Below are 21,481 nucleotides of genomic sequence, written 5' to 3'. Positions count from 1 at the left end.
CCGTTCCACGTTTCTGCTAGCAACCCCGGTCACATCGCTGACCGGGGTTGCCTGCGTCTGACGGCCCTGTTTGTCCCGGCACGGGCGGGGCTATGCTCTAGTGATGGCAAACACTTCCGGGGCGGAGCCCGGGGTGCGCCACGATCAGCGGCGGCCCCTGCAACGCCAAACCGTCCAGCGGCGCACCGTCATCCTGCTGGGGTCGGCGCAGCTGCTCAGCGGAATCGGCACCGGGGCCACCGTGTCCATCGGCTCACTGCTCGCGGTGGACCTCTCCGGATCCAGTGCCTGGGCAGGCTCCGTTTCCACCGTGATGACCCTCGCCGCCGCCTTGTCGGCGCTGCCGCTGGCTTCGCTGGCAGACCGCCGCGGGCGCCTGGCGGGGCTGGTGACAGGTCTTGCGGCGGCCCTCGCCGGTGTCGGATGCATCGTGGTTTCCATCGTCTCCGGCAGCTTCCTGTTGCTGCTCCTGGGCACCGCCGGAGTGGGACTCGGCACGGCATCAAACCTGCAGGCGCGTTTCGCGGCCGTGGACCTCGCCGATGACGAGCATCGCGGGCGGTCCCTGTCCGCCGTCGTCTGGGCCATCACCATCGGCGCCGTGGCAGGACCCAACCTCATCCAGCCCGGCGCCGTAGTGGGCCAGGCAGTCGGGCTCCCGCCCATCGCCGGGCCCTTCATCATTTCCGCGGCCGGGCTTGTGCTGGCCTGCGCCCTGCTGCTCGCCGGGCTCAGGCCCGACCCGCTGCTGTTCGCCCGGGAGCTCGCGGCGGTCGGCCGGCAACCGGCAGACAACCAGCCCGCCAGCCAGCATCAAACCGGCCAACAGCCCGCCGGCCGGCAACCCTCCGGCCGGCAACCAGCCGTCGCACACCGGCGCGGCGCCCTTGCCCGGGGGTGGCGTGCTGCCCGCGGCTCACCGTCCGCCATCCTGGCGTTGGCCGCCGTCGTGGGCGCCCATGCCGTCATGGTGGGGGTCATGTCCGTGACGCCCCTCCACCTGCAGGAACTGGTGGCCGGCCCCGGCGCGGCCGCCCACGCCGGTCACACGGCCTCCGGCGACGTCCTGGTGATCATTGGCTTCACCATCTCGCTGCACATTGCCGGGATGTTTGCGTTGTCGCCCGTGATGGGGTGGCTGACGGACAAGGCGGGACGAAAACAGACCGTCGTCATCGGGTTCGCCCTGCTGGTCGCAGCTGTGGCCGTGGCCGCGGCCGGCCAGCGGTCAACCACCGCCGTGGCTGTGGGACTGGTCCTCCTGGGACTCGGTTGGTCCGCCGCGACCGTCGCCGGCTCCACGCTCCTGGCGGAAAGCGTCCGCCAGGAGGAACGCGTCATGGTCCAGGGCGTTTCGGACATGTTCATGGGAGCAGCAGGCGCCGTAGGCGGCGCGTCCTCCGGCATCATCCTCAGCTGGGCGGGTTACTCCGGACTCAACGTGGCCGGAGGCGTGGTAGCCGGCGTCGTGCTTGCCGCGGCCGTGATGGCCCTCCTGCCCGGACGGGCAGGAGACCGGGTGACCCCGACGGCCGGAGGCCGCTCAGCTGCGGACTGAACGCACCATTCCCAGCAGGCGCCCGAAGATGCCTTCGCCGTCGTCCGCAATGCCGTCATGGTGGAATTCAGCAGTCTCCCAGACCTGGAGTCCGCGCACGGCAGACGCTGTTTCGAGGGATAGGTCCCGGTCGACGTAGATGTCCTCGCTGTACACCGCGGCGGCAACGGGGACGGTGTTCGCGGCAAGCCGTTCCGGGTCGTACAGCGGTTTCCAGTCGGCCTTCTCAGCCAGCAGCCGTGCAACATTCCGCAGCGGACGGAGCGCCGCGTCCTGCTCGAAATACCAGGGATAGACCATTTCTCCGGTCAGCAGCGGCTCGGCGGCGTCGGGGCGGAACTCGGGAAAGTCCTGGAGCACCCGCAGCGCGGCCCAGTCCGTGGCTTCGCCCTGGCCGTAGATGGACTCGTGCATGAGGGCGTACAGCGGGTTCCCGGCGCGGGTGACAATGCCGCGGACCTGCTCCAGGAAGGAGTCAGAGAGGCGGTCGCCGTCGGGCGTGGCCACGAAGGCGTCCTCGAGCAGGTGGTGCAGGGTGTCCACCCTGGTGTTCCCGCCCAGGAAGGACCCCACCATCTGGAAACGCTCTACGGTGAGCCGCTGGCCGTCGGGCAGGTGCTCCTCTGTGTCGCGGAGGTGCCGGGCAATCCGGCTGACCGCGGCACGGTCCTCCGGGTAGGACTTGAAGTATTCGGCGTTGCGGGCGGCCACGCGGCGGTAGGTGGCCTGGTACACCCTGTCGGCAGGGCCTGCCAGCGGCCCCAGCCCGCCGGTGATGAGCGCCTCGCGAAGTCCCTCCGGTGCAAAGGAGAGGTAGGTCAGGGCGCAGAAACCGCCGTAGCTTTGCCCGTAGATGGTCCACGGGCCGGACCCGAGGGCATGCCTGATCGCCTCGGCGTCTGCCACAATCGAGTCCGCCCGGAAGTGGGTCAGGTACTCCAGCTGGTCGGCGTCGTTTCCGCGGAGCGGGAGCGTGTTGCGGTCGATCGGGGCGGACAGCCCGGTGCCGCGCTGGTCCAGCATGAGGATGCGGAAGTCCCTGGCGGCGGCTTTGCTCCAGCCGCCTAGGGAGGGAAACCGGTTGCCCCTGCCGCCGGGGCCGCCCTGCAGGTAAAGGAGCCACGGGAGGTCGGCGGCGGCCTCCTCACTGTGGTCCGCGGAGACGTACTCCCGCGCAAACACCGTGACCGTCTCCCCGGTGCCGCCGTTGAAGTGGTCCAGCGGCACCTCAAAGAAGTGCTCCGCCGTACGCATTCCGCGGTACTCGTGCCGCGCCTTAACAGTGTGGGGAACAGCCGGCACGTCGGCGGCGGCGGCAGCCTCCAGCATTCCCACGGCGGCCAGGCCGGTCATCGGAAGATCAGCCAAGGACGTGCGCCTCACGGGCGGTTCCGAACGACTCGAGGGCTTCCCCGGTCAGCCGGAATGTTGACCATTCCTCCATGGGGAATGCGCCGAGTTTCTTGTAGAAGTTAATGGACGGTTCGTTCCAGTCCAGAACGCTCCATTCAACGCGGGCATAGCCGCGTTCGACGGCGGTGGCCGCCAGGTGCTGCAGCAGCGCCTTGCCGTGGCCCTCGCCGCGCGCCTCCGGAGTCACGTACAGGTCCTCGAGGTAGATGCCGTGGACGCCTTCCCAGGTGGAATAGTTCAGGAACCACAGCGCGAAACCCCGGATCTCGCCGGATTCGTTTTCAGCCATGGCGGCAAAAACCCTCGGGTTCTCGCCGAACAGGACTCCGGTGAGCATTTCCGGTGTGTTCCGGACGGCGTCGGGTTCCTTCTCGTAGACAGCCAGTTCGTGGATCATCTGCAGGATGACGGGGACATCTTCAACGGTGGCGGGCCGGATTGCACTCATCATTCGAGTTTACTAGCGACTACAGCCGGTTCACGTCGGTCACCCGGACCACTGCCGTTCCGGTTTCGTCAGACGCCGCCAGGTCCACCTCCGCCGAGATCCCCCAGTCGTGGTTGCCTGCAGGATCGTCAAAGATCTGCCGGACCTTCCACATCCCCGGCTCTTCGGTGATGATCAGCAGGCCCGGACCGCGGGCGTCCGGTCCGGTGCCGATGTCGTTGTGTTCGTCAAAGTAGTCGTCCAGGACGTCCTCCCAGCGGTCGGCGTCCCAGCCGGCGGCGGCGTCGAGTTCGCCGAGTTCCGTGGCCGCCTCGTCGGCGAAAAGCTCCACGCGCCGGAACATCTCGTTGCGGACCATCACGCGGAACGCCCGGATGTTGGACGTCAGCGACGGCGGCGGGGGCGGGGGAGCGTCGTGCGGGGTCGGTGCGGCGCCGGAGGTCAGCTCCTCCCATTCGTCCAGGAGGCTCGAATCGACCTGCCGGACCAGCTCGCCCAGCCAGGCAATCAGGTCCTCGAGGTCCTCCCGCAGGGCGTCCTGCGGAACAGTCTGGCGTAGCGCCTTGAAACCGTCGGCGAGGTACCGCAGCACAATGCCCTCGGAACGCGCCAGCCCGTAGAACTGGACGAATTCGCCGAAGTTCATGGCCCGCTCGTACATGTCCCGGACCACGGATTTGGGGGCTAGCTCGAAATCGCCGATCCAGGGCGCGGCCTTCCGATAGACGTCGAAGGCCTCGCCCAGGATTTCCGCGAGCGGCTGGGGGTAGGTGACGTCTTCGAGCATGGCCATCCGCTGGTCATACTCAATGCCGTCGGCCTTCATGGCGGCGATGGCTTCGCCGCGGGCCTTCTTCTGCTGCGCAGACAGGATCTGCCGGGGCTTTTCCAGCGTGGATTCGATCACGGAGACGACGTCCAGGGCGTACGACGGCGACTCCGGGTCCAGGAGCTCCAGCGCCGCCAGCGCGAACGGCGAGAGCGGCTGGTTCAGCGCGAAGTTGGCCTGCAGGTGGACGGTGAGCCTGACGGTCCTGCCATCGGGGCCCTGTTCCCCGGGCGGAATCCGCTCCACCACGCCGGCGGCCAGCAGTTCCCGGTAGATGCCCAGGGCCTTCTTCATCAGCTGCAGCTGGGAGCTGCGGGGTTCGTGGTTTTCCGTGAGCAGCCGCCGGGCGGCCTTGAAGGGGTCGCCGGGCCGTTCCATCAGGTTCATCAGCATGGCGTGCGTGACGGTGAAGCTGGAGGTGAGCGGGTCCGGGACGGAGTCCACCAGTCGGTTGTAGGTGGGTTCGCCCCAGGACACGAAGCCCTCCGGCGGTTTCCGCTTGACCACCTGGCGGAGCTTCTTCTGGTCATCCCCGAATTTGGCAGTGGCCTTGGCCATTGCCTTGACGTTTTCGATCACGTGTTCGGGAGCCTGCACCACCACCGTGCCGGCGGTGTCGTAGCCGGCACGGCCTGCGCGCCCCGCGATCTGGTGGAACTCGCGCGAATTCAGCAGCCGGGTGCGGACGCCGTCGTACTTGCTGAGGGCAGTGAGCAGGACGGTGCGGATGGGCACGTTGATGCCCACACCGAGGGTGTCCGTCCCGCAGATGACCTTGAGCAGGCCGGCCTGCGCCAACTGCTCCACCAGCCGCCGGTACTTGGGCAGCATGCCGGCGTGGTGCACGCCGATGCCGTGCCGCACCAGCCGGTTCAGGGTCTTGCCGAAGCCGGCCGCAAAACGGAACCCTGCAATGAGTTCCGCGATCTTGTCTTTTTCCTCGCGGGTGCAGACGTTGATGCTCATCAGGTTCTGCGCGCGGTCGATCGCCTCGAGCTGGCTGAAGTGGACCACATAAACCGGAACCTGTTTGGTGGAGAGCAGCTCCTCCAAGGTCTCGTGGACCGGCGTCTGCTCGTAGTAGTAGTGCAGCGGAATCGGGCGTTCAGCAGAACTGACGGTCGTCGTCCGGCGCCCGGTCAGCTCGGTAAGGCCGGTCTCAAAACGGCTGACATCACCCAGCGTGGCGGACATCAGCAGGAACTGCGCCTGCGGAAGCTCCAGCAGCGGTACCTGCCAGGCCCACCCTCGCTGGGGGTCGGAGTAGAAATGGAACTCGTCCATGATCACTGCGCCCAGGTCCGCCCCGGAGCCCTCGCGCAGGGCGATGTTGGCGAGGATTTCAGCGGTGCAGCAGATAATGGGGGCGTCCTGGTTGACCCCGGAGTCACCCGTGATCATGCCGACGTTTTCGGCCCCGAAGATCTCGCACAGGGCGAAGAACTTCTCCGAGACCAGTGCCTTGATGGGAGCCGTGTAGTAGCTGCGGTCGCCCCTCGCCATGGCCTGGAAGTGTGCGGCGATCGCCACCAGGGACTTGCCCGAACCCGTCGGAGTAGCCAGAATGACGTTGTCCCCGGACGCCAGCTCCATGATGGCTTCATCCTGGGCGGCGTAGAGGGACAGTCCGCGGCTTTCCGTCCATTCGACGAAGCGGGTGTAGAGCTCGTCCGGATCATGGTCCGTCCCGCTGGAGGTGCGTTTGGCCGGGACAGGGAGCTGCTCAACGAGTTTCATTGCTTTCAAGCTTAGTGCCCGCCGCCAATGGGTGGTTCTTCCTTGGTCGCGGGGCCGGGCCGGGCTAGGCTCGGCCTGACGGCAACAGCACGAGTCATTGGAGGGCGTCTTTGAAGTGGGATCCTGCGAAGTACGTGGAGTTCGGGAACCATCGCGACAGGCCGTATTTTGACCTCACCGCGCGGGTCCTTGCCGAGAAGCCACGCCACGTGGTGGACCTCGGCTGCGGACCCGGAAACCTGACGGCCACCCTCGCAGAGCGCTGGCCCCAGGCCGACGTGGTGGGAATAGACTCCTCCGCCGAGATGCTGCGTCAGGCAGCGGCCCAGGCACGGTCCGCCAATCTTTCCTTCGCGCTGCAGGACATCACCGAATGGATGCCCTCGGACCAAACCGACGTGGTGGTGTCCAACGCCGCCCTCCAATGGGTCCCCGGCCACCCCGCCTTGCTGGCCGGCTGGCTCGAGGCGCTCAAGCCCGGCGCCTGGTTCGCCCTGCAGGTTCCCGGAAATTTCAGGTCGCCCTCGCACGTGCTGATGAGGCAGCTCGCCGAGTCCGTCCGCTGGAAGGATACGCTCGGCGGCATCCTGCGCCACGACGACGCCGTGGCCGAACCCGCCGGGTACCTGAACATCATGCTCGACGCCGGCTGTGAGGCTGACGCCTGGGAGACCACCTACCAGCAGGTGCTCCACGGACCGGACCCGGTGCTGGAATGGGTCAGGGGTGCAGGGCTGCGGCCGGTGCTGTCGGCGCTCGCTCCGGCCGAGGCCGCGGAATTCGAGGCCGAATACTCGGAGCTGCTCAGGGACGCCTATCCTGCCACCGCCCATGGCACCGTTTTTCCGTTCCGGAGGATCTTCGCAGTCGCGCGGAAACGGGGCTGACATGCCGTCCCGGCGGGGGGAGGTGCGGTGCTCCGAGGCATGATGCTGCGGCTGCTCGCCGAGCATAAGCCGGTGGTCCTGGCCATCGTGCTGCTGCAGCTTGTCCAGACCACGGCCAACCTGTTGCTGCCCACGCTCAATGCCGCCGTCATTGACGACGGAATCGTCAAGGGGAACACGGACGTTATCCTTCGGCTGGGCGGCTGGATGGCGGGAATAGCCGCCGTCCAGGTGGCGGCTGCCCTTGCCGCAGGGTACTTCAGCGCCAATGTGGCGATGAAGCTCGGCCACCGGCTCCGCCAGGAACTCTTCGCCAAGGTCCAGTCGCTCTCCTCCCAGGAGGTTGGCGCGTTCGGCGTGCCCAGCCTGGTCACCCGCGGCACCAATGATGTCCAGCAGATCCAGGCACTGGCCGTGCTGGTCTTCACCATGCTCGTGGCAGCTCCCGCCATGGGAATCGGCGGGATCGTGCTGGCCCTCAACCAGGACGTGGTGCTGTCCGGCATTGTGGTGGCCATCATTCCGGTGCTGGTGCTCATCATGTTCGTCATCGTGCGCCGGCTCGTGCCCCTGTACCGGGAGGGCCAGGTCCTGATCGACCGCATCGGCAGGGTGTTGCGGGAGCAGATCATCGGAGCCAACGTCATCCGTGCCTTCGTCCGCCAAGCACATGAGGCGCACCGCTTCGCCGTCGTCAACCGTGAACTGACCCGGAACAACCTGCAGTCTGCTTTGCTGGTGGCAGCGATGCTGCCGCTGATCATGATCGTGGTGAACCTGTCGTCGGTGGGCGTGGTGTGGTTCGGCGGCCACCGGATCCAGGCCGGGGACATGCAGATCGGTTCGCTGACGGCCTTCATTGCCTACATCCTGCAGATCCTCATTGCCATCATGATGGCAATGTACGTGCTGATGACGGCACCCCGCGCCGCGGTGTGCGCCGAACGGATCCAGGCCGTGCTGGACACCCGCCCCGCCATCGCGGATGCACCGATTTCCCGGGCCGGGCTGCCCCACGCGCGGCGGACTCCCGGTGGCACGGTGGAATTCCGCAACGTCACTTTTGCCTACCCCGGAGCGGAAGCACCCGTGCTGGACCGCATCAGTTTCACGGCCTCGCCGGGCACAGTCACCGCCATCATCGGTTCCACCGGCAGCGGCAAGACAACGCTGCTCAACCTGCTGCCCCGGTTCCTGGAAACCACTTCCGGAGAGGTCCTGATCGGCGGCCACAACGTCAAGTCACTTCCCGTCCATTTCCTCCGCGACAGCCTGTCACTGGTGCCCCAGCGTGCCTACCTCTTTTCCGGGACCGTGGCCGAGAACCTGAGGATAGCGGCCCCGGAGGCCAGCGACGCGGACCTCCTTCGTGCGCTCCGCACCGCCCAGGCGGAGGACTTTGTGCGCGACCTCCCGGACGGGATCCATAGCCCCGTGAGCCAGGGCGGAACGAACTTCTCCGGCGGGCAGCGCCAACGGCTGTGCATCGCCCGCGCACTGCTCCGGGACGCTCCCGTATACGTTTTCGATGACAGCCTCTCGGCGCTGGACTACGCCACGGACGCCCGCCTCCGCCAGGCCCTCGTCCCGCTCACGCACCGGTCCACCGTCATCATCGTCGCGGAACGCATCGCCACCATCCTTGACGCCGGACTCATCCTGGTGCTGGACCAGGGGAGGCTCGTTGCCCAGGGGACGCATGCCGAACTCATGCGCACCTCGACGGTCTACCAGGAAATCGCCGCCTCTCAGCTCGCGTTGGGAGGCCGGCTGTGAGGACTGCCACCACAAAAACCACACCGACGACGACGGCGGTGGCCGGAGCAGGTGCCGGCGCCTGGGCTACCGGGAGGCGGCTGCTTGGACTGCTGCGGCCGGTTAAGTGGCGCATGCTCGCCGCTGTCGTGGCCACCTGCGCGTTTGTGGCGCTCAACGTGTCGGCCCCCAAGCTGCTGGGTGACGCCACCGACGTCGTGGTTGAAGGTGTTTTTGGAGGGACCTTCAACGAACAGCAGCTGGCAGCACTGCTGCTGGTGGTCGCGGTGATGTACATCGGTGCGTCGGTGTTCAGCTGGGTCCAGGGAGCGGTCACCGCCATGGCGGTGCAACGGGTGAGCTACGGGCTGCGGGCCGCGGTGGAGGACAAACTGGCGAGGCTGCCGTCCGCGCATTTCGACGAGCAGCGGCGCGGCGATGTCCTCAGCCGCGCAACGAACGACGTCGACAACATCTCGCAGGCCATGAACCAGTTGCTGAACCAGCTGATCCTGTCGGTGCTGATGCTCCTCGGCGCGTTGTCCATGATGTTGTGGCTTTCGCCGCTGCTGGCGGTCATTGCCCTTGTGACCGTGCCGTTTTCCACGGTGGTGACGGTATTGATAGCCCGCAAGTCCCAGGCCCACTTTTCCGAGCAGTGGACCACCACGGGTGAGCTCAACGCGCACCTGGAGGAGTACATCACGGGGCACGAGGTGCTCAAGGCTTTCGGCCGGCAGGGCATGGCCACCGAGATCTTCACCAACAGCAATGACCGGCTCTTCCGGACCAGCGCACGTGCCCAGTACGTTTCCGGCGCCGTGCAGCCGCTGCTGGTGTTTGTTTCAAACCTCAATTACATTGCGGTGGCCGTGGTGGGCGCGCTGCAGGTCACGGCAGGTGCCATGACCATCGGCGGGGTCCAGGCCTTCATCCAGTTCAGCAGGCTTTTCAGCCAGCCCATCGGCCAGATCGGCGGCATGCTGACCCTGATCCAGTCCTGCATGGCGTCGGCTGAACGCGTGTTCGCCCTGCTGGACGCGCCGGAGATACCACGCGACGGAGCCGGGCAGGACCCGGCAGGACGGGCCGGGTCCGGCCAGCACAGGGCCGACCCGGCCGAAGCCGACCCGCCCGGGGCCGGTCCGGCCGAAGGCGCGCCAACGGACGGCGTCACCGTTGGCGCCACCGGCGGCCGGGTGGTGTTCGACGCCGTCACCTTCGGCTACAGCCGTGACGTTCCGGTGGTCGAGGAATTGTCCTTCACCGCCGAGCCGGGGCAGACCGTCGCGATCGTGGGCCATACCGGGGCGGGCAAAACCACCATGGTGAACCTGCTCATGAGGTTCTATGAGCTCGATTCCGGCCGGATCACCATTGACGGCGAGGACATCACCGGGCGCTCCCGCGATGAACTGCGCTCCCTGATCGGGATGGTGCTGCAGGACGCCTGGGTGTTCAGCGGCTCCATCAGGGAGAACATTGAATACGGCCGTCCCGGCGCGAGCGAGGCAGACATCCTCGAAGCCGCCGAAGCCACCCTGGTGGACCACTTCGTGCGGGCCCTTCCGGACGGCTACGCGACCGTGCTCGGCAACGACGGAGACACCCTGAGCCAGGGCCAGCGGCAGCTCATCACCATAGCCCGCGCCCACCTCGCCGGACGGAGCATCCTGATCCTGGACGAGGCGACGAGCTCCGTTGACACGCGCACGGAACTGCAGATCCGGCAGGCCATGCAGCGGCTGCGGCGGGGACGGACCAGCTTCGTCATCGCCCACCGTTTGTCCACTGTGCGGGACGCTGATCTAATTCTGGTCATGGACCACGGACGAATCGTAGAGCAAGGGAACCACCAACAGCTGCTGGCAGCCAACGGCCATTACGGCAGGCTGTACGCCGCACAGTTTGCCGGCGGGGAAGAGACCCCGAGCGCACCGGAGTCCGGCCGGTGAGCGGCGCGCAGGAATTTCCGGGGACCTGGAAACCCAACCAGGGCAGTACAGTGCCCCTGTTCGAACAGCTGCGGCTGAACATCATCGAGCGGGCGGACAGCGGCACCCTGGCACCCGGGACGAGGCTGCCCGCCGTCCGCAACCTTGCCGCGGCACTGGGCGTCGCGCCGCACACAGTGGCCCGCGCCTATAAGGAGCTGGAGGCGGCAGGAGTTGTCGCCACCCGCGGCAGGCACGGAACCATCGTCTGCGCCAGGGACGAGGCCTGGACCTCCCTGACCGCGGCGGCGGCCGAATTCGCCACGGCGGCAAAGGCGCAGGGCGCCAGCTTCGCGGAGGCAGTGCAGCTGCTGGCGGCCGCGTACGACGCCGAATAGGCGCCCTCAATAGAAATTCGAAGAAGTTTTCGATTAGCATTAGTGGGTGCCTAAAGCCGTAGCTGAAGAACCAGCCGTTGATGCCCGCCCCGCCGTCGTCCCCCTGAACCAGGGAAAACCGGCGCGCCCTGACCTTTCCCGGCTCGTGGTTAAGGGGGCCCGGGAGCACAATCTGCGGAACGTGGACCTGGACCTTCCACGGGACTCGATGATCGTTTTCACCGGCCTGTCCGGCTCCGGAAAATCGTCCCTGGCGTTCGACACGATCTTCGCCGAGGGCCAGCGCCGCTACGTCGAATCCCTCTCCGCGTACGCCCGGCAGTTCCTGGGGCAGGTGGACAAACCGGACGTGGACTTCATCGAAGGGTTGTCCCCGGCGGTTTCCATCGACCAGAAATCGACCAGCAAGAACCCGCGGTCCACGGTGGGCACCATCACCGAGATCTACGACTACATGCGCCTGCTCTGGGCCCGCGTGGGCCGTCCGCACTGCCCCATCTGCGGGGAGCAGGTGGCCAAGCAGACGCCGCAGCAGATCGTGGACCAGCTGCTGGAACTGCCGGAAGGCACGCGCTTCCAGGTCCTTGCTCCCGTCGTCCGCGGGCGCAAGGGCGAATTCGTGGAGCTCTTCAAGGAACTCACGGCCAAGGGCTATTCACGGGCCAGGGTGGATGACAAGCTGATCCAGCTCAGCGACCCGCCCAAGCTCGGCAAGCAGTTCAAGCACACCATCGAAGTGGTGGTGGACCGTCTCGTGGTCAAGGAGGGCATCAGCCAGCGCCTGACCGACTCCGTCGAAACCGCACTCGGCTTGGCCGAGGGCCGCGTCCTTGCAGAGTTCGTGGACCTCGAAGCGGATGACCCGGAACGGGTCCGGGCGTTCTCCGAGCACCTCGCGTGCCCCAACGAGCACCCCCTTGCCATCGACGAAATCGAACCCCGCTCGTTCTCCTTCAACAACCCCTTCGGCGCGTGCTCCGCCTGCAGCGGCATCGGCACCAAGCTGGAAGTTGACGAGGAACTCATCATTCCCAACGGCGAGCTCTCCCTGGGTGAGGGTGCCATCGCACCCTGGTCGCTGGGCACGGCCACCAGCGAGTACTGGAACAGGCTACTGTCAGGGCTGGCCAAGGAGCTCGGCTTCTCGATGACCACGCCGTGGCAGAAGCTGCCCAAGGACATCCGGCAGACCGTCCTGCACGGCAAGGACCACAAGGTGGTGGTGCAGTACCGCAACCGCTTCGGCCGTGAGCGCAAGTACAGCACCGGCTTCGAAGGCGTCATCCAGTACGTGCACCGCAAGCACGTGGAAACCGACTCGGACTCGGCCCGGGACCGGTACGAAGAGTACATGCGGCAGATTCCGTGCCCGGCCTGCAACGGCGCCCGCCTCAACCCGGCGTCGCTCTCCGTGCTGATCAACGGCAAGTCCATTGCCGAGGTCGCCGCCATGCCCATGCGTGAATGCGCGCACTTCCTGGACACCCTGGTGCTGACCGGCCGTGAAGCCCAGATCGCCCACCAGGTCCTGAAGGAAATCCAGGCGCGCCTGACCTTCCTCCTCGACGTGGGGCTGGAGTACCTGAACCTGGAGCGTCCCTCCGGCACCCTGTCCGGCGGCGAAGCGCAGCGCATCCGGCTGGCCACCCAGATCGGTTCCGGCCTGGTGGGCGTCCTCTACGTCCTGGACGAACCGTCCATCGGCCTGCACCAGCGGGACAACCGGCGGCTGATTGAAACGCTTACCCGCCTGCGCGACCTCGGCAACACCCTCATCGTGGTGGAGCATGACGAAGACACCATCCAGGAAGCTGACTGGGTGGTCGACATCGGACCCGGTGCCGGCGAACACGGCGGCCAGGTGGTGCATTCCGGTTCGTACAAGGAACTCCTGGAAAACACGGAGTCCCTCACAGGCGACTACCTTTCCGGCCGGAAGAAGATCGAAATCCCCACGAAGCGGCGCAAGTACGACAAGAAGCGTGAGCTGAAGGTCATCGGGGCCAGGGAAAACAACCTGGTCAACGTGGATGCCGCCTTCCCGCTGGGCCTGCTGACGGCGGTGACCGGCGTCAGCGGTTCCGGCAAGTCAACGCTGGTCAACGAAATCCTTTACAAGGTGCTGGCCAACAAGCTCAACGGCGCCAAGCAGGTGGCCGGCCGGCACAAGGCCGTGCAGGGCCTGGAGCACCTGGACAAGGTGGTGCACGTCGATCAGAGCCCCATCGGCCGGACCCCGCGTTCCAACCCCGCCACGTACACCGGTGTGTTCGACAACATCCGGAAGCTCTTCGCGGAGACCACCGAAGCCAAGGTCCGCGGCTACCAGCCCGGGCGGTTCTCGTTCAACGTGAAGGGCGGCCGCTGCGAGGCCTGCTCCGGAGACGGCACGCTGAAGATCGAAATGAACTTCCTGCCGGACGTCTATGTGCCCTGCGAGGTCTGCCACGGCGCACGGTACAACCGGGAAACCCTGGAAGTCCACTACAAGGGCAAGACCATCGCAGATGTCCTGGACATGCCCATCGAGGAAGGTGCCGAGTTCTTCGCCGCTTTCACCCCGATCGCCCGCCACCTCCGCACGCTGGTGGATGTCGGCCTGGGCTATGTGCGGCTGGGGCAGCCCGCCACCACGCTGTCCGGCGGTGAAGCCCAGCGCGTCAAGCTGGCCGCGGAACTCCAGAAGCGGTCCAACGGCCGCAGCATCTACGTCCTGGACGAGCCCACCACGGGCCTGCACTTCGAGGACATCCGCAAACTCCTCATGGTCCTCCAGGGCCTGGTGGACAAGGGCAACACCGTGATCACCATTGAACACAACCTCGACGTCATCAAGAGCGCGGACTGGATCGTGGACCTTGGGCCCGACGGCGGTTCCGGCGGCGGACAGATCATCGCCACCGGCACCCCTGAACAGGTCGCGAAATCGACAAAGAGCTACACGGCCTCGTTCCTGGCGGAGATCCTCAGCTAGCAGGAGACCTTAAGTGCGCTGAATGGCTGGAGCTTGCTGATCCGGCGGGAAGAAGTATTCCCGCCGGGGAATGCGAGTTTCAGCCATTCGCGCACTTGTGGGAAACTAAGCCGGTGACCCTTTCAACAGTGCCCGTGATCTTCGACCTGGACGGCACTCTTGTCGATCCGGCGGGGGGAATAACGGGCGGAATCTCCGCGGCCCTTACCCAACTCGGCATCAGGGTCCCGGCCCAGGCCCAACTGGACGCGATGATCGGTCCGAAGCTCAGCGACTCCCTCCTTCATATCGCGGGAGTTCCGCAGGAGCAGCTGGCGGAGGTCATCCGCCTGTACCGGGCGCACTACCTCGAGACCGGCATCGCCCAGAGCCGCTTGTACCCCGGGATCCAGGAAGTCGTCGAAGGCTACGCCGCCGCGGGCCGTCCGATTGCCGTCGCCACGCAGAAGCCGGAAGGGCTGGCACGGATCGTGCTGGAACACCACGGCATCGCCGCTTCCTTCCGCTTCATCCGCGGTTCGGCGGCCGATGAGGCCGCTCACACCAACGCCCCGCGCGGAAAGACCGAAATTATCGCCGCCGCCATGTCGGATCTCCGCACGCAACACGCCGTCATGGTGGGGGACCGCGCCCAGGACGTGGCCGGCGCCATGGCGAACGGCCTGGACTGCATCGGCGTCAGCTGGGGATTCGCTCCCGACGGCGAGCTTCATGAGGCGGGCGCCGTGACTATCGTGCACTCCACAACAGACCTCGTCGCGGCGGTTGAAAGCATGGACGCCGTACGCGCCGCTGCCCTAAGCGAGGTGCGCAACGATGGCACTGTTTGATGCAATCCGCTGGACCACCCGCACCCTGATCTCCGGAACCTGCCGTCCCACTGTCATCGGGCTGGAGAACGTTCCCAAAGAGGGCCCGTTCATCGTGGCGCCGAACCACCTGTCCTTCCTGGACAGCGTGATCGTGCAGGCGCTCATGCCACGTCCGGTGGCCTTCTTCGCCAAGGCCGAATACTTCACCACGGGAGGCGTGAAGGGGAAGGTCATGAAGTCCTTCTTCGAATCCGTAGGCTCCATCCCGGTGGAGCGCGGGGAGCAGGCTGCGAGTGTGGCTGCGCTCAAGACGCTGCTGGACATCCTCGAGGCCGGGAAAGGCATCGGCATCTACCCGGAAGGTACGCGGTCCAGGGACGGCATCCTCTACCGCGGCCGCACGGGAGTCGGCTGGCTGGCCCTGACCACCGGGGCCCCCGTCATTCCGGTCGGCCTCATCGGTACCGAGAACCTCCAGCCCGCCGGGCAGAACGGCGTGAAGCCGCAGCACTTCACCATGAAAGTGGGCGAGCCGCTGTACTTCGAAAAGACCGGACCGGACCACTCACTGCCGGCCCGGCGCCAGGTCACGGACCGCATCATGGACGCCATTGCAGAGCTCAGCCGCCAGGAGCGTTCCACCAGCTACAACCAGAGCAAGGTCGCGGAGTAGCGCCACGGACCGCGGGCCCTGGCCCGGCCTCCGGGCGGGGGCCTGACGGCGTAAGCCTGACGGAGTAAGCCTGAGGGCGGAAGGATCACTGCAGGGGAGTCCCTTGTCCGGAAGACCCCTGCAGCGTCAGTAGACTTGAATCGTGGCAGATCCAGCTAGTTACCGACCCCAAACGGGTGAGATTCCAACCAACCCGGGCGTGTACCGCTTCCGGGATCCGCACGGCCGAGTCATCTATGTCGGCAAGGCCAAAAGCCTGCGGTCCCGCCTGAATTCGTACTTCGCCAATCCCGGAGGACTGCTGCCCAAGACGTACGCCATGGTCCACGCTGCCAGCAGCGTGGAGTGGACCGTCGTCGGAAGTGAGCTTGAGTCGCTCCAGCTGGAGTACACCTGGATCAAGGAATTCAAGCCCCGGTTTAATGTCGTCTTCCGCGATGACAAAACCTACCCGTACCTTGCCGTCACGATGGGGGAGAAGTTCCCCCGCGTGCAGGTGCTGCGCGGGGAACGCCGCAAGGGCACCCGCTACTTCGGCCCGTACACGGCCGGAGCCATCCGCGAAACCATGGATACGCTGCTGCGCGTCTTCCCGGTCCGCAGCTGCAGCCCCGGCGTCCTGAAGCGGGCGCAGGCAAGCGGGCGGCCCTGCCTGCTCGGCTACATCGACAAATGCTCCGCGCCGTGTGTCGGCCGGGTGACGCCGGAGGAACACCGGGCACTGGCGGAGGACTTCTGCTCCTTCATGGGCGGCGAAGCCAAGCGCTTCATCGGGCGGCTGGAAAAGGACATGGCTGCGGCTGTTGCCGAGCTTGACTACGAGCGTGCCGCACGGGTCCGGGACGACATCATCGCCCTCCGGAAGGTCTTCGAACGCAACGCCGTGGTTCTCGCGGAGGACACTGACGCCGACATCTTCGCGCTGCATGAGGACGAGCTGGAGGCGGCCGTTCAGGTGTTCCACGTCCGGGGCGGGCGCGTCCGCGGCCAGCGCGGCTGGGTGGTGGAGAAGGTCGAAGACTTCACGACGCCGGACCTCGTGGAGCACCTGCTCCAGCAGGTCTACGGCGAAGAAGGCGAAACGCAGGGGCGGATGCCCCGCGAAGTCCTGGTGCCCGAAGAGCCGAGCAACGCCGCTGAACTCGCCCAGTGGCTCGCCGGGCTGCGGGGCGCGAAGGTGGACATCCGGGTCCCGCGCCGCGGCGACAAGGCAGCGCTCATGTCCACAGTGCGGGAAAACGCCGAGCATGCTCTGAAGCTGCACAAGTCGCGCCGGGCCGGAGACCTGACCAACCGGTCCCTGGCCCTGCAGGAACTCCAGGAAGCCCTGGACCTTCCTGTGGCGCTGCTCCGCATCGAGTGCTTCGACATCTCGCACGTGCAGGGGACCAACGTGGTGGCCTCCATGGTGGTGGTGGAAGACGGCCTTCCCAAGAAGTCCGACTACCGCAAATTCTCCATCACCGGCGCCGCAGCCACGGACGACACCGCAGCCATGCACGATGTTCTCACCAGGCGATTCCGGAACTACCTCCAGGAGCAGGAGGCGCAGGCGGAAGCAGCGAAACTTCCCGGCCACCAGGCCGCGCTTGAGGCCCTGGCCGTCGCTTCCATGCAGGACACCACCACCCCCGCCCCGCGCGCAAAATTCGCCTATCCGCCCAACCTGGTGGTGGTGGACGGCGGCAAGCCCCAGGTCAATGCGGCAGCGCGTGCCCTGGCAGAGCTCGGGATCGAGGACGTCTACGTGGTTGGGCTGGCCAAGCGCCTTGAAGAGGTCTGGCTCCCGGACAGTGATTTCCCGGTGATCCTGCCCAGGACGTCCGAAGGCCTCTACCTGCTCCAGCGCATCCGCGATGAAGCCCACCGCTTCGCCATTACCTTCCACCGCCAGAAGCGCGGCAAGGCCATGACGGTTTCGGCCCTGGACAGCGTTCCCGGCCTGGGCGAGGCCAAGCGCAAAGCACTGCTGGCACAGTTCGGTTCCGTCAAGAGCATCCGCACAGCGAGTGCGGCGGAACTGGCCACGGCCAAGGGCATCGGACCCTCGCTGGCTGACGCCATCGTCAGCCATTTCAGCAGCGGTGCCGCGGCCTCGGGTACGGAAGTGCCGGCAATCAACATGACCACCGGCGAAATCATTGAAACTTAGCTAGGGTAAGGACCTGAAGCGGAACGCGCGGTTGCGTCGAATTACACAGCAGGAATGGGGCATTGCTCATGGCAGAGTCAACGGCAGGATCCGAAGCGGAACAGGACGGCATGACGCCCGTCAGGCCCGTTGAAGCGGAGCTGCTCGTGGTGACGGGTATGTCCGGGGCAGGCCGCAGTACCGCTGCGGACGCCCTTGAGGACCACGGCTGGTACGTGGTGGAAAATCTTCCGCCGCAGATGCTCGGCACCCTGGCTGAGCTCGTGTCCCACGCCCCGCAGTCCATTCCCAAGCTGGCCGTGGTGGTGGACGTCCGCAGCAAGGCGCTGTTCACTGATATCCGGACCGCGCTGAAGACCCTTGAGGCGAGCGGTGTCATGTTCCGCGTCCTGTTCCTGGACGCCAACGACGACGTCCTGGTCCGGCGCTTCGAGCAGGGCCGCCGTCCGCACCCGCTCCAGGAAGGCGGGCGGATCCTCGACGGCATCGCCGCAGAGCGGGAGCTGCTGCATGAACTCCGCGATTCCGCTGACATTGTGCTGGACACGTCCGAGTTCAACGTCCACGCACTGGCCACCGCCATCACCGAGCTCTTCAGCGAAACCGGCCCCGTGGCCCTTCGGCTGAACGTCATGAGCTTCGGCTTCAAGTACGGCCTGCCGGTGGATGCGAACTTTGTGGTGGACGCGCGCTTCATCCCGAACCCGCACTGGGTTCCGCAGCTCCGCCCGCACACCGGCCTGGACAAGGACGTCAGCGATTACGTCCTTGAGGCCGAGGGGGTCAAGAGCTTCGTGGACCGCTACGTCCTGGCGATCGAACCCGTCCTGGACGGCTACCGCCGGGAGAACAAGCACTACGCCACCATCGCCGTGGGCTGCACCGGCGGCAAGCATCGGTCGGTTGCGGTCGCCATGGAACTGTCAAAGAAGCTCGCACAGTACCCCCGGGTCACCGTAACCACCACGCACCGGGATCTGGGCCGGGAGTAATGGGACTGCTTACCGGGCCGCTGCCCCTGGTTCCGCCGGCCGGGGGGACCATCGGCGGGCAGTTGGACAAAGGGCCGTCCGTCGTCGCCCTCGGCGGGGGCCACGGGCTCTCCGCTTCGCTGTCCGCCCTTCGCCTGCTCACCTCCGACCTGACCGCCATCGTCACCGTAGCGGACGACGGCGGGTCCTCCGGCCGCCTGCGCGAGGAGTACGGCGTCCTCCCGCCCGGAGACCTCCGGATGGCACTGACGGCCCTGTGTGACGACACCGACTGGGGCCGGACCTGGCGGGATGTCATGCAGCACCGCTTCAAGCCGGGGGCAGGCCGCGGCGGTTCACTTGACGACCACGCCATGGGCAACCTGCTTATCGTCACCCTCTGGGAGCTGCTCGGCGACACCGTCGGCGGCCTGAAGTGGGCCGGCGCGCTGCTCGGTGCCCGCGGACAGGTCCTGCCCATGTCCAGCGAGCCGCTGACGATCGAGGGCGAAGTCCGGGTTCCCGGTCCGGACGGGACGTCCACCCTGGAAACGGTCAGGGGCCAGGCCAAGTGCGCGGTGGCGGGTTCGCTGGAGAGCGTCCGGCTCCTGCCGGAATCGGCCCATGCCTGCGTCGAAGCCCTGACGGCCATCGAACTGGCTGACTGGGTCATCCTCGGGCCGGGGTCCTGGTACACGTCCGTGCTGCCGCACCTGCTGCTGCCCGAGATGCGCCAGGCGCTGTCCGATACGCCCGCGAGGCGGTGCCTCACCATGAACCTGGCCACGGACACCAAAGAGACCTCCGGCATGTCCGCCGCCGACCACCTGCATGTGCTGCGCAGCTATGCGCCCGACTTCAGCATCGACGTCGTGCTCGCGGACCCCGTGTCCGTGCCGGACGTCGAGGAATTCAAGCGGGCCGCCGGGATGCTCGGCGCCGAGGTTGTGTTGGGTAAAGTAGGGGCGTCGAGCCGCCGTCCGATCCACGACCCCCTGCGTCTGGCAACGGCGTACCACGATATTTTCGGGAACAGTTAGGAAGGTGCCATGGCACTGACATCATCAGTCAAGGAAGAACTGTCCCGCCTGGACATTAAGAAGTCCTCGGTCCGCAAGGCTGAAGTCTCCGCAATGCTGCGATTCGCCGGCGGACTCCACATCATTTCGGGCCGGATCGTCATCGAAGCCGAGGTGGACCTCGCGTCCACGGCGCGCCGGCTCCGGGCTGCCATCGCGGAAGTCTACGGCCACCAGAGCGAGATCATCGTCGTCTCCGGCGGCGGGCTCCGCCGCGGCAACCGGTATGTGGTCCGCGTGGTGCGGGACGGCGAAGCACTCGCCCGCCAGACCGGGCTGCTGGACGCCCGCGGCCGTCCCGTGCGGGGGCTGCCCTCGGCAGTGGTCAACGGCTCCGCCGCCGACGCGGAAGCCGTGTGGCGCGGGGCGTTCCTTGCCCACGGCTCGCTGACCGAACCCGGCCGCTCCTCCGCGATGGAAGTGACATGTCCCGGACCCGAATCGGCGCTGGCGCTGGTTGGGGCGGCCCGCCGCCTGGGCATCCAGGCCAAGGCCCGCGAAGTCAGGGGAGTGGACCGCGTGGTGATCCGGGACGGCGACACCATCGCCGCCCTGCTCACCCGAATGGGCGCGCACGACGCCTTGATGGTCTGGGAAGAACGCCGCATGCGCAAAGAGGTGCGGGCCACGGCCAACAGGCTGGCCAACTTCGACGACGCGAACCTGCGCCGCTCGGCGCAGGCCGCTGTTGCCGCCGGGGCCAGGGTGGACCGCGCCTTGGAGATCCTCGGTGACGATGTCCCGGACCACCTGAAATACGCCGGTGAACTGCGTGTTGCGCACAAGCAGGCCAGCCTGGACGAACTCGGCCGGCTGGCGGACCCGCCCATGACCAAGGACGCCATTGCCGGCAGGATCCGCAGGCTCCTGGCGATGGCGGACAAGCGCGCCCTGGACCTGGGGATCCCCGGGACCGAGGCCAATGTGACGCCGGAAATGCTGGACGAGTAACGGCACCCCTAGAATCAAGACCGGGTAACGGAAACCCGCTAAATTTCCGGGTGACCAGTCATCCGGATGCACAATCCGAGAGTTAGCAAACCGGACAACCCGTCCACGACAATGGAGGATTTTGTGACCGAGTACGTACTGCCTGAACTTAGCTACGACTATGCAGCGCTGGAGCCCCACATCTCCGCCCGCATCATGGAGCTGCACCACAGCAAGCACCACGCTGCCTACGTGGCCGGCGCCAACAACGCGCTGGCACAGCTGGCTGAGGCACGCGAAAAGGGCGACTTCGCCAACATCAACCGCCTTTCGAAGGACCTGGCTTTCCACACCGGCGGCCACGTCAACCACTCCGTGTTCTGGAACAACCTGTCTCCGGACGGCGGCGACAAGCCCGAGGGTGAACTGGCCGCGGCCATCGACGATGCCTTCGGTTCCTTCGACGCCTTCCGTGCGCAGTTCAGCGCTGCCGCGCTCGGCCTGCAGGGTTCGGGCTGGGGCTTCCTCGCCTACGAGCCCATCGGCGGAAACCTCGTCATCGAGCAGCTGTACGACCAGCAGGGCAACGTTGCACTCGGCACCACGCCGCTGCTCATGCTCGACATGTGGGAGCACGCCTTCTACCTGGACTACGTCAACGTCAAGGCTGACTACGTCAAGGCATTCTGGAACATCGTGAACTGGGCCGACGTCGCCAAGCGCTTCGACGGTGCACGCAAGAACGCCACGGGCCTCATCACCCTCTAAGCGTGACAGGCACGACACCCACCTGTAACAAACTTCACATTCAGGCCGTTTAGGACCGAATCGTGGAAGGACGGCCCCCGCACTTGCGGGGGTCGACCTACTTAAACGTAAGATGGATCACGGAAGGCGGTTAGCCTTCAGCAATGTGGCTGGTCGCCCTCCG

Annotated in this window: 16 protein-coding genes; 13 read left to right on the top strand and 3 right to left on the bottom strand. The window is 66.4% G+C overall.

The window, feature by feature from the left end; genetic code table 11:
• Positions 1–103 precede the first annotated feature (103 nt).
• Complete coding sequence (locus tag BS38_RS24145; RefSeq protein WP_081818779.1) at positions 104–1,558, top strand: MFS transporter; 1,455 nt, start codon at positions 104–106, stop codon at positions 1,556–1,558.
• Here the strand turns inward: BS38_RS24145 and BS38_RS0102135 are convergent.
• Genes BS38_RS0102135 through BS38_RS0102125 form a run of 3 tightly spaced genes read right to left on the bottom strand, consistent with a single transcriptional unit; the run spans position 1,544 to position 5,985 of the window.
• Positions 1,544–2,887, bottom strand: coding sequence for an alpha/beta fold hydrolase (locus BS38_RS0102135; protein WP_028269314.1), 1,344 nt, complete (start codon positions 2,885–2,887; stop codon positions 1,544–1,546). The two genes, BS38_RS24145 and BS38_RS0102135, sit on opposite strands and share 15 nt — an antisense overlap.
• Positions 2,888–2,918: 31 nt before the next feature.
• A complete protein-coding gene (locus BS38_RS0102130; RefSeq protein WP_028269313.1) occupies positions 2,919–3,419 on the bottom strand; it encodes a GNAT family N-acetyltransferase in 501 nt (166 codons plus the stop codon).
• Positions 3,420–3,438: 19 nt separating this feature from the next.
• A complete protein-coding gene (locus BS38_RS0102125; protein ID WP_028269312.1) occupies positions 3,439–5,985 on the bottom strand; it encodes a DEAD/DEAH box helicase in 2,547 nt (848 codons plus the stop codon).
• 110 nt (positions 5,986–6,095) lie between these two features.
• Between BS38_RS0102125 and BS38_RS0102120 the strand changes: the two genes are divergently transcribed.
• The 12 genes from BS38_RS0102120 (at position 6,096) to BS38_RS0102065 (ending at position 21,318) form a co-directional block, all read left to right on the top strand.
• Entirely contained in the window at positions 6,096–6,872 is a 777-nt protein-coding gene (locus BS38_RS0102120) for a trans-aconitate 2-methyltransferase (protein ID WP_028269311.1), read from the top strand.
• Positions 6,873–6,911: 39 nt separating this feature from the next.
• On the top strand, positions 6,912–8,648 hold the full coding sequence (locus BS38_RS0102115) for an ABC transporter ATP-binding protein (protein WP_081818778.1): 1,737 nt from the start codon (positions 6,912–6,914) through the stop codon (positions 8,646–8,648).
• Positions 8,649–8,761: 113 nt separating this feature from the next.
• Positions 8,762–10,582, top strand: coding sequence for an ABC transporter ATP-binding protein (locus BS38_RS24140; protein ID WP_231511000.1), 1,821 nt, complete (start codon positions 8,762–8,764; stop codon positions 10,580–10,582).
• Complete coding sequence (locus BS38_RS0102105; RefSeq protein WP_028269309.1) at positions 10,579–10,959, top strand: GntR family transcriptional regulator; 381 nt, start codon at positions 10,579–10,581, stop codon at positions 10,957–10,959. Before BS38_RS24140 ends, BS38_RS0102105 begins: the two co-directional genes overlap by 4 nt.
• Before the next feature lie 46 nt (positions 10,960–11,005).
• Positions 11,006–13,933 (top strand): excinuclease ABC subunit UvrA, encoded by a 2,928-nt coding sequence (gene uvrA / locus BS38_RS0102100; RefSeq protein WP_028269308.1) that lies wholly within the window; start codon positions 11,006–11,008, stop codon positions 13,931–13,933.
• A gap of 113 nt (positions 13,934–14,046) precedes the next feature.
• Positions 14,047–14,763 (top strand): HAD hydrolase-like protein, encoded by a 717-nt coding sequence (locus BS38_RS0102095; protein ID WP_028269307.1) that lies wholly within the window; start codon positions 14,047–14,049, stop codon positions 14,761–14,763.
• The gene (locus tag BS38_RS0102090; protein ID WP_028269306.1) at positions 14,750–15,418 is read left to right on the top strand and encodes a lysophospholipid acyltransferase family protein; all 669 of its coding nucleotides are present in this window, start codon (positions 14,750–14,752) and stop codon (positions 15,416–15,418) included. Before BS38_RS0102095 ends, BS38_RS0102090 begins: the two co-directional genes overlap by 14 nt.
• A gap of 142 nt (positions 15,419–15,560) precedes the next feature.
• A complete protein-coding gene (gene uvrC / locus BS38_RS0102085; protein WP_028269305.1) occupies positions 15,561–17,570 on the top strand; it encodes an excinuclease ABC subunit UvrC in 2,010 nt (669 codons plus the stop codon).
• A 68-nt stretch (positions 17,571–17,638) separates the two neighbouring features.
• Entirely contained in the window at positions 17,639–18,562 is a 924-nt protein-coding gene (gene rapZ, locus BS38_RS0102080; RefSeq protein WP_028269304.1) for an RNase adapter RapZ, read from the top strand.
• On the top strand, positions 18,562–19,581 hold the full coding sequence (locus tag BS38_RS0102075; RefSeq protein ID WP_028269303.1) for a gluconeogenesis factor YvcK family protein: 1,020 nt from the start codon (positions 18,562–18,564) through the stop codon (positions 19,579–19,581). Before rapZ ends, BS38_RS0102075 begins: the two co-directional genes overlap by 1 nt.
• A gap of 9 nt (positions 19,582–19,590) precedes the next feature.
• Positions 19,591–20,571, top strand: coding sequence for a DNA-binding protein WhiA (gene whiA, locus BS38_RS0102070; RefSeq protein ID WP_011691931.1), 981 nt, complete (start codon positions 19,591–19,593; stop codon positions 20,569–20,571).
• A 123-nt stretch (positions 20,572–20,694) separates the two neighbouring features.
• Positions 20,695–21,318 (top strand): superoxide dismutase, encoded by a 624-nt coding sequence (locus BS38_RS0102065; protein WP_028269302.1) that lies wholly within the window; start codon positions 20,695–20,697, stop codon positions 21,316–21,318.
• The last annotated feature ends 163 nt before the right edge of the window (positions 21,319–21,481 follow it).

The organism is Arthrobacter sp. UNC362MFTsu5.1, assembly GCF_000685965.1.
GTDB lineage: Bacteria > Actinomycetota > Actinomycetes > Actinomycetales > Micrococcaceae > Arthrobacter.
The sequence above is the reverse complement of the archived record's forward strand: the minus strand, read 5'-3'. Positions and strand labels throughout refer to the sequence as shown.

Coding starts and splice junctions, on each gene's coding strand:
- BS38_RS24140 (WP_231511000.1), top strand. CDS start 8,762: ATGCTCGCCGCTGTCGTGGCCACCTGCGCGTTTGTGGCGCTCAACGTG.
- whiA (WP_011691931.1), top strand. CDS start 19,591: ATGGCACTGACATCATCAGTCAAGGAAGAACTGTCCCGCCTGGACATT.
- BS38_RS0102130 (WP_028269313.1), bottom strand. CDS start 3,419: ATGAGTGCAATCCGGCCCGCCACCGTTGAAGATGTCCCCGTCATCCTG.
- BS38_RS0102125 (WP_028269312.1), bottom strand. CDS start 5,985: ATGAAACTCGTTGAGCAGCTCCCTGTCCCGGCCAAACGCACCTCCAGC.
- BS38_RS0102135 (WP_028269314.1), bottom strand. CDS start 2,887: ATGCTGGAGGCTGCCGCCGCCGCCGACGTGCCGGCTGTTCCCCACACT.
- BS38_RS0102090 (WP_028269306.1), top strand. CDS start 14,750: ATGGCACTGTTTGATGCAATCCGCTGGACCACCCGCACCCTGATCTCC.
- BS38_RS0102115 (WP_081818778.1), top strand. CDS start 6,912: ATGATGCTGCGGCTGCTCGCCGAGCATAAGCCGGTGGTCCTGGCCATC.
- BS38_RS24145 (WP_081818779.1), top strand. CDS start 104: ATGGCAAACACTTCCGGGGCGGAGCCCGGGGTGCGCCACGATCAGCGG.
- rapZ (WP_028269304.1), top strand. CDS start 17,639: ATGGCAGAGTCAACGGCAGGATCCGAAGCGGAACAGGACGGCATGACG.
- BS38_RS0102075 (WP_028269303.1), top strand. CDS start 18,562: ATGGGACTGCTTACCGGGCCGCTGCCCCTGGTTCCGCCGGCCGGGGGG.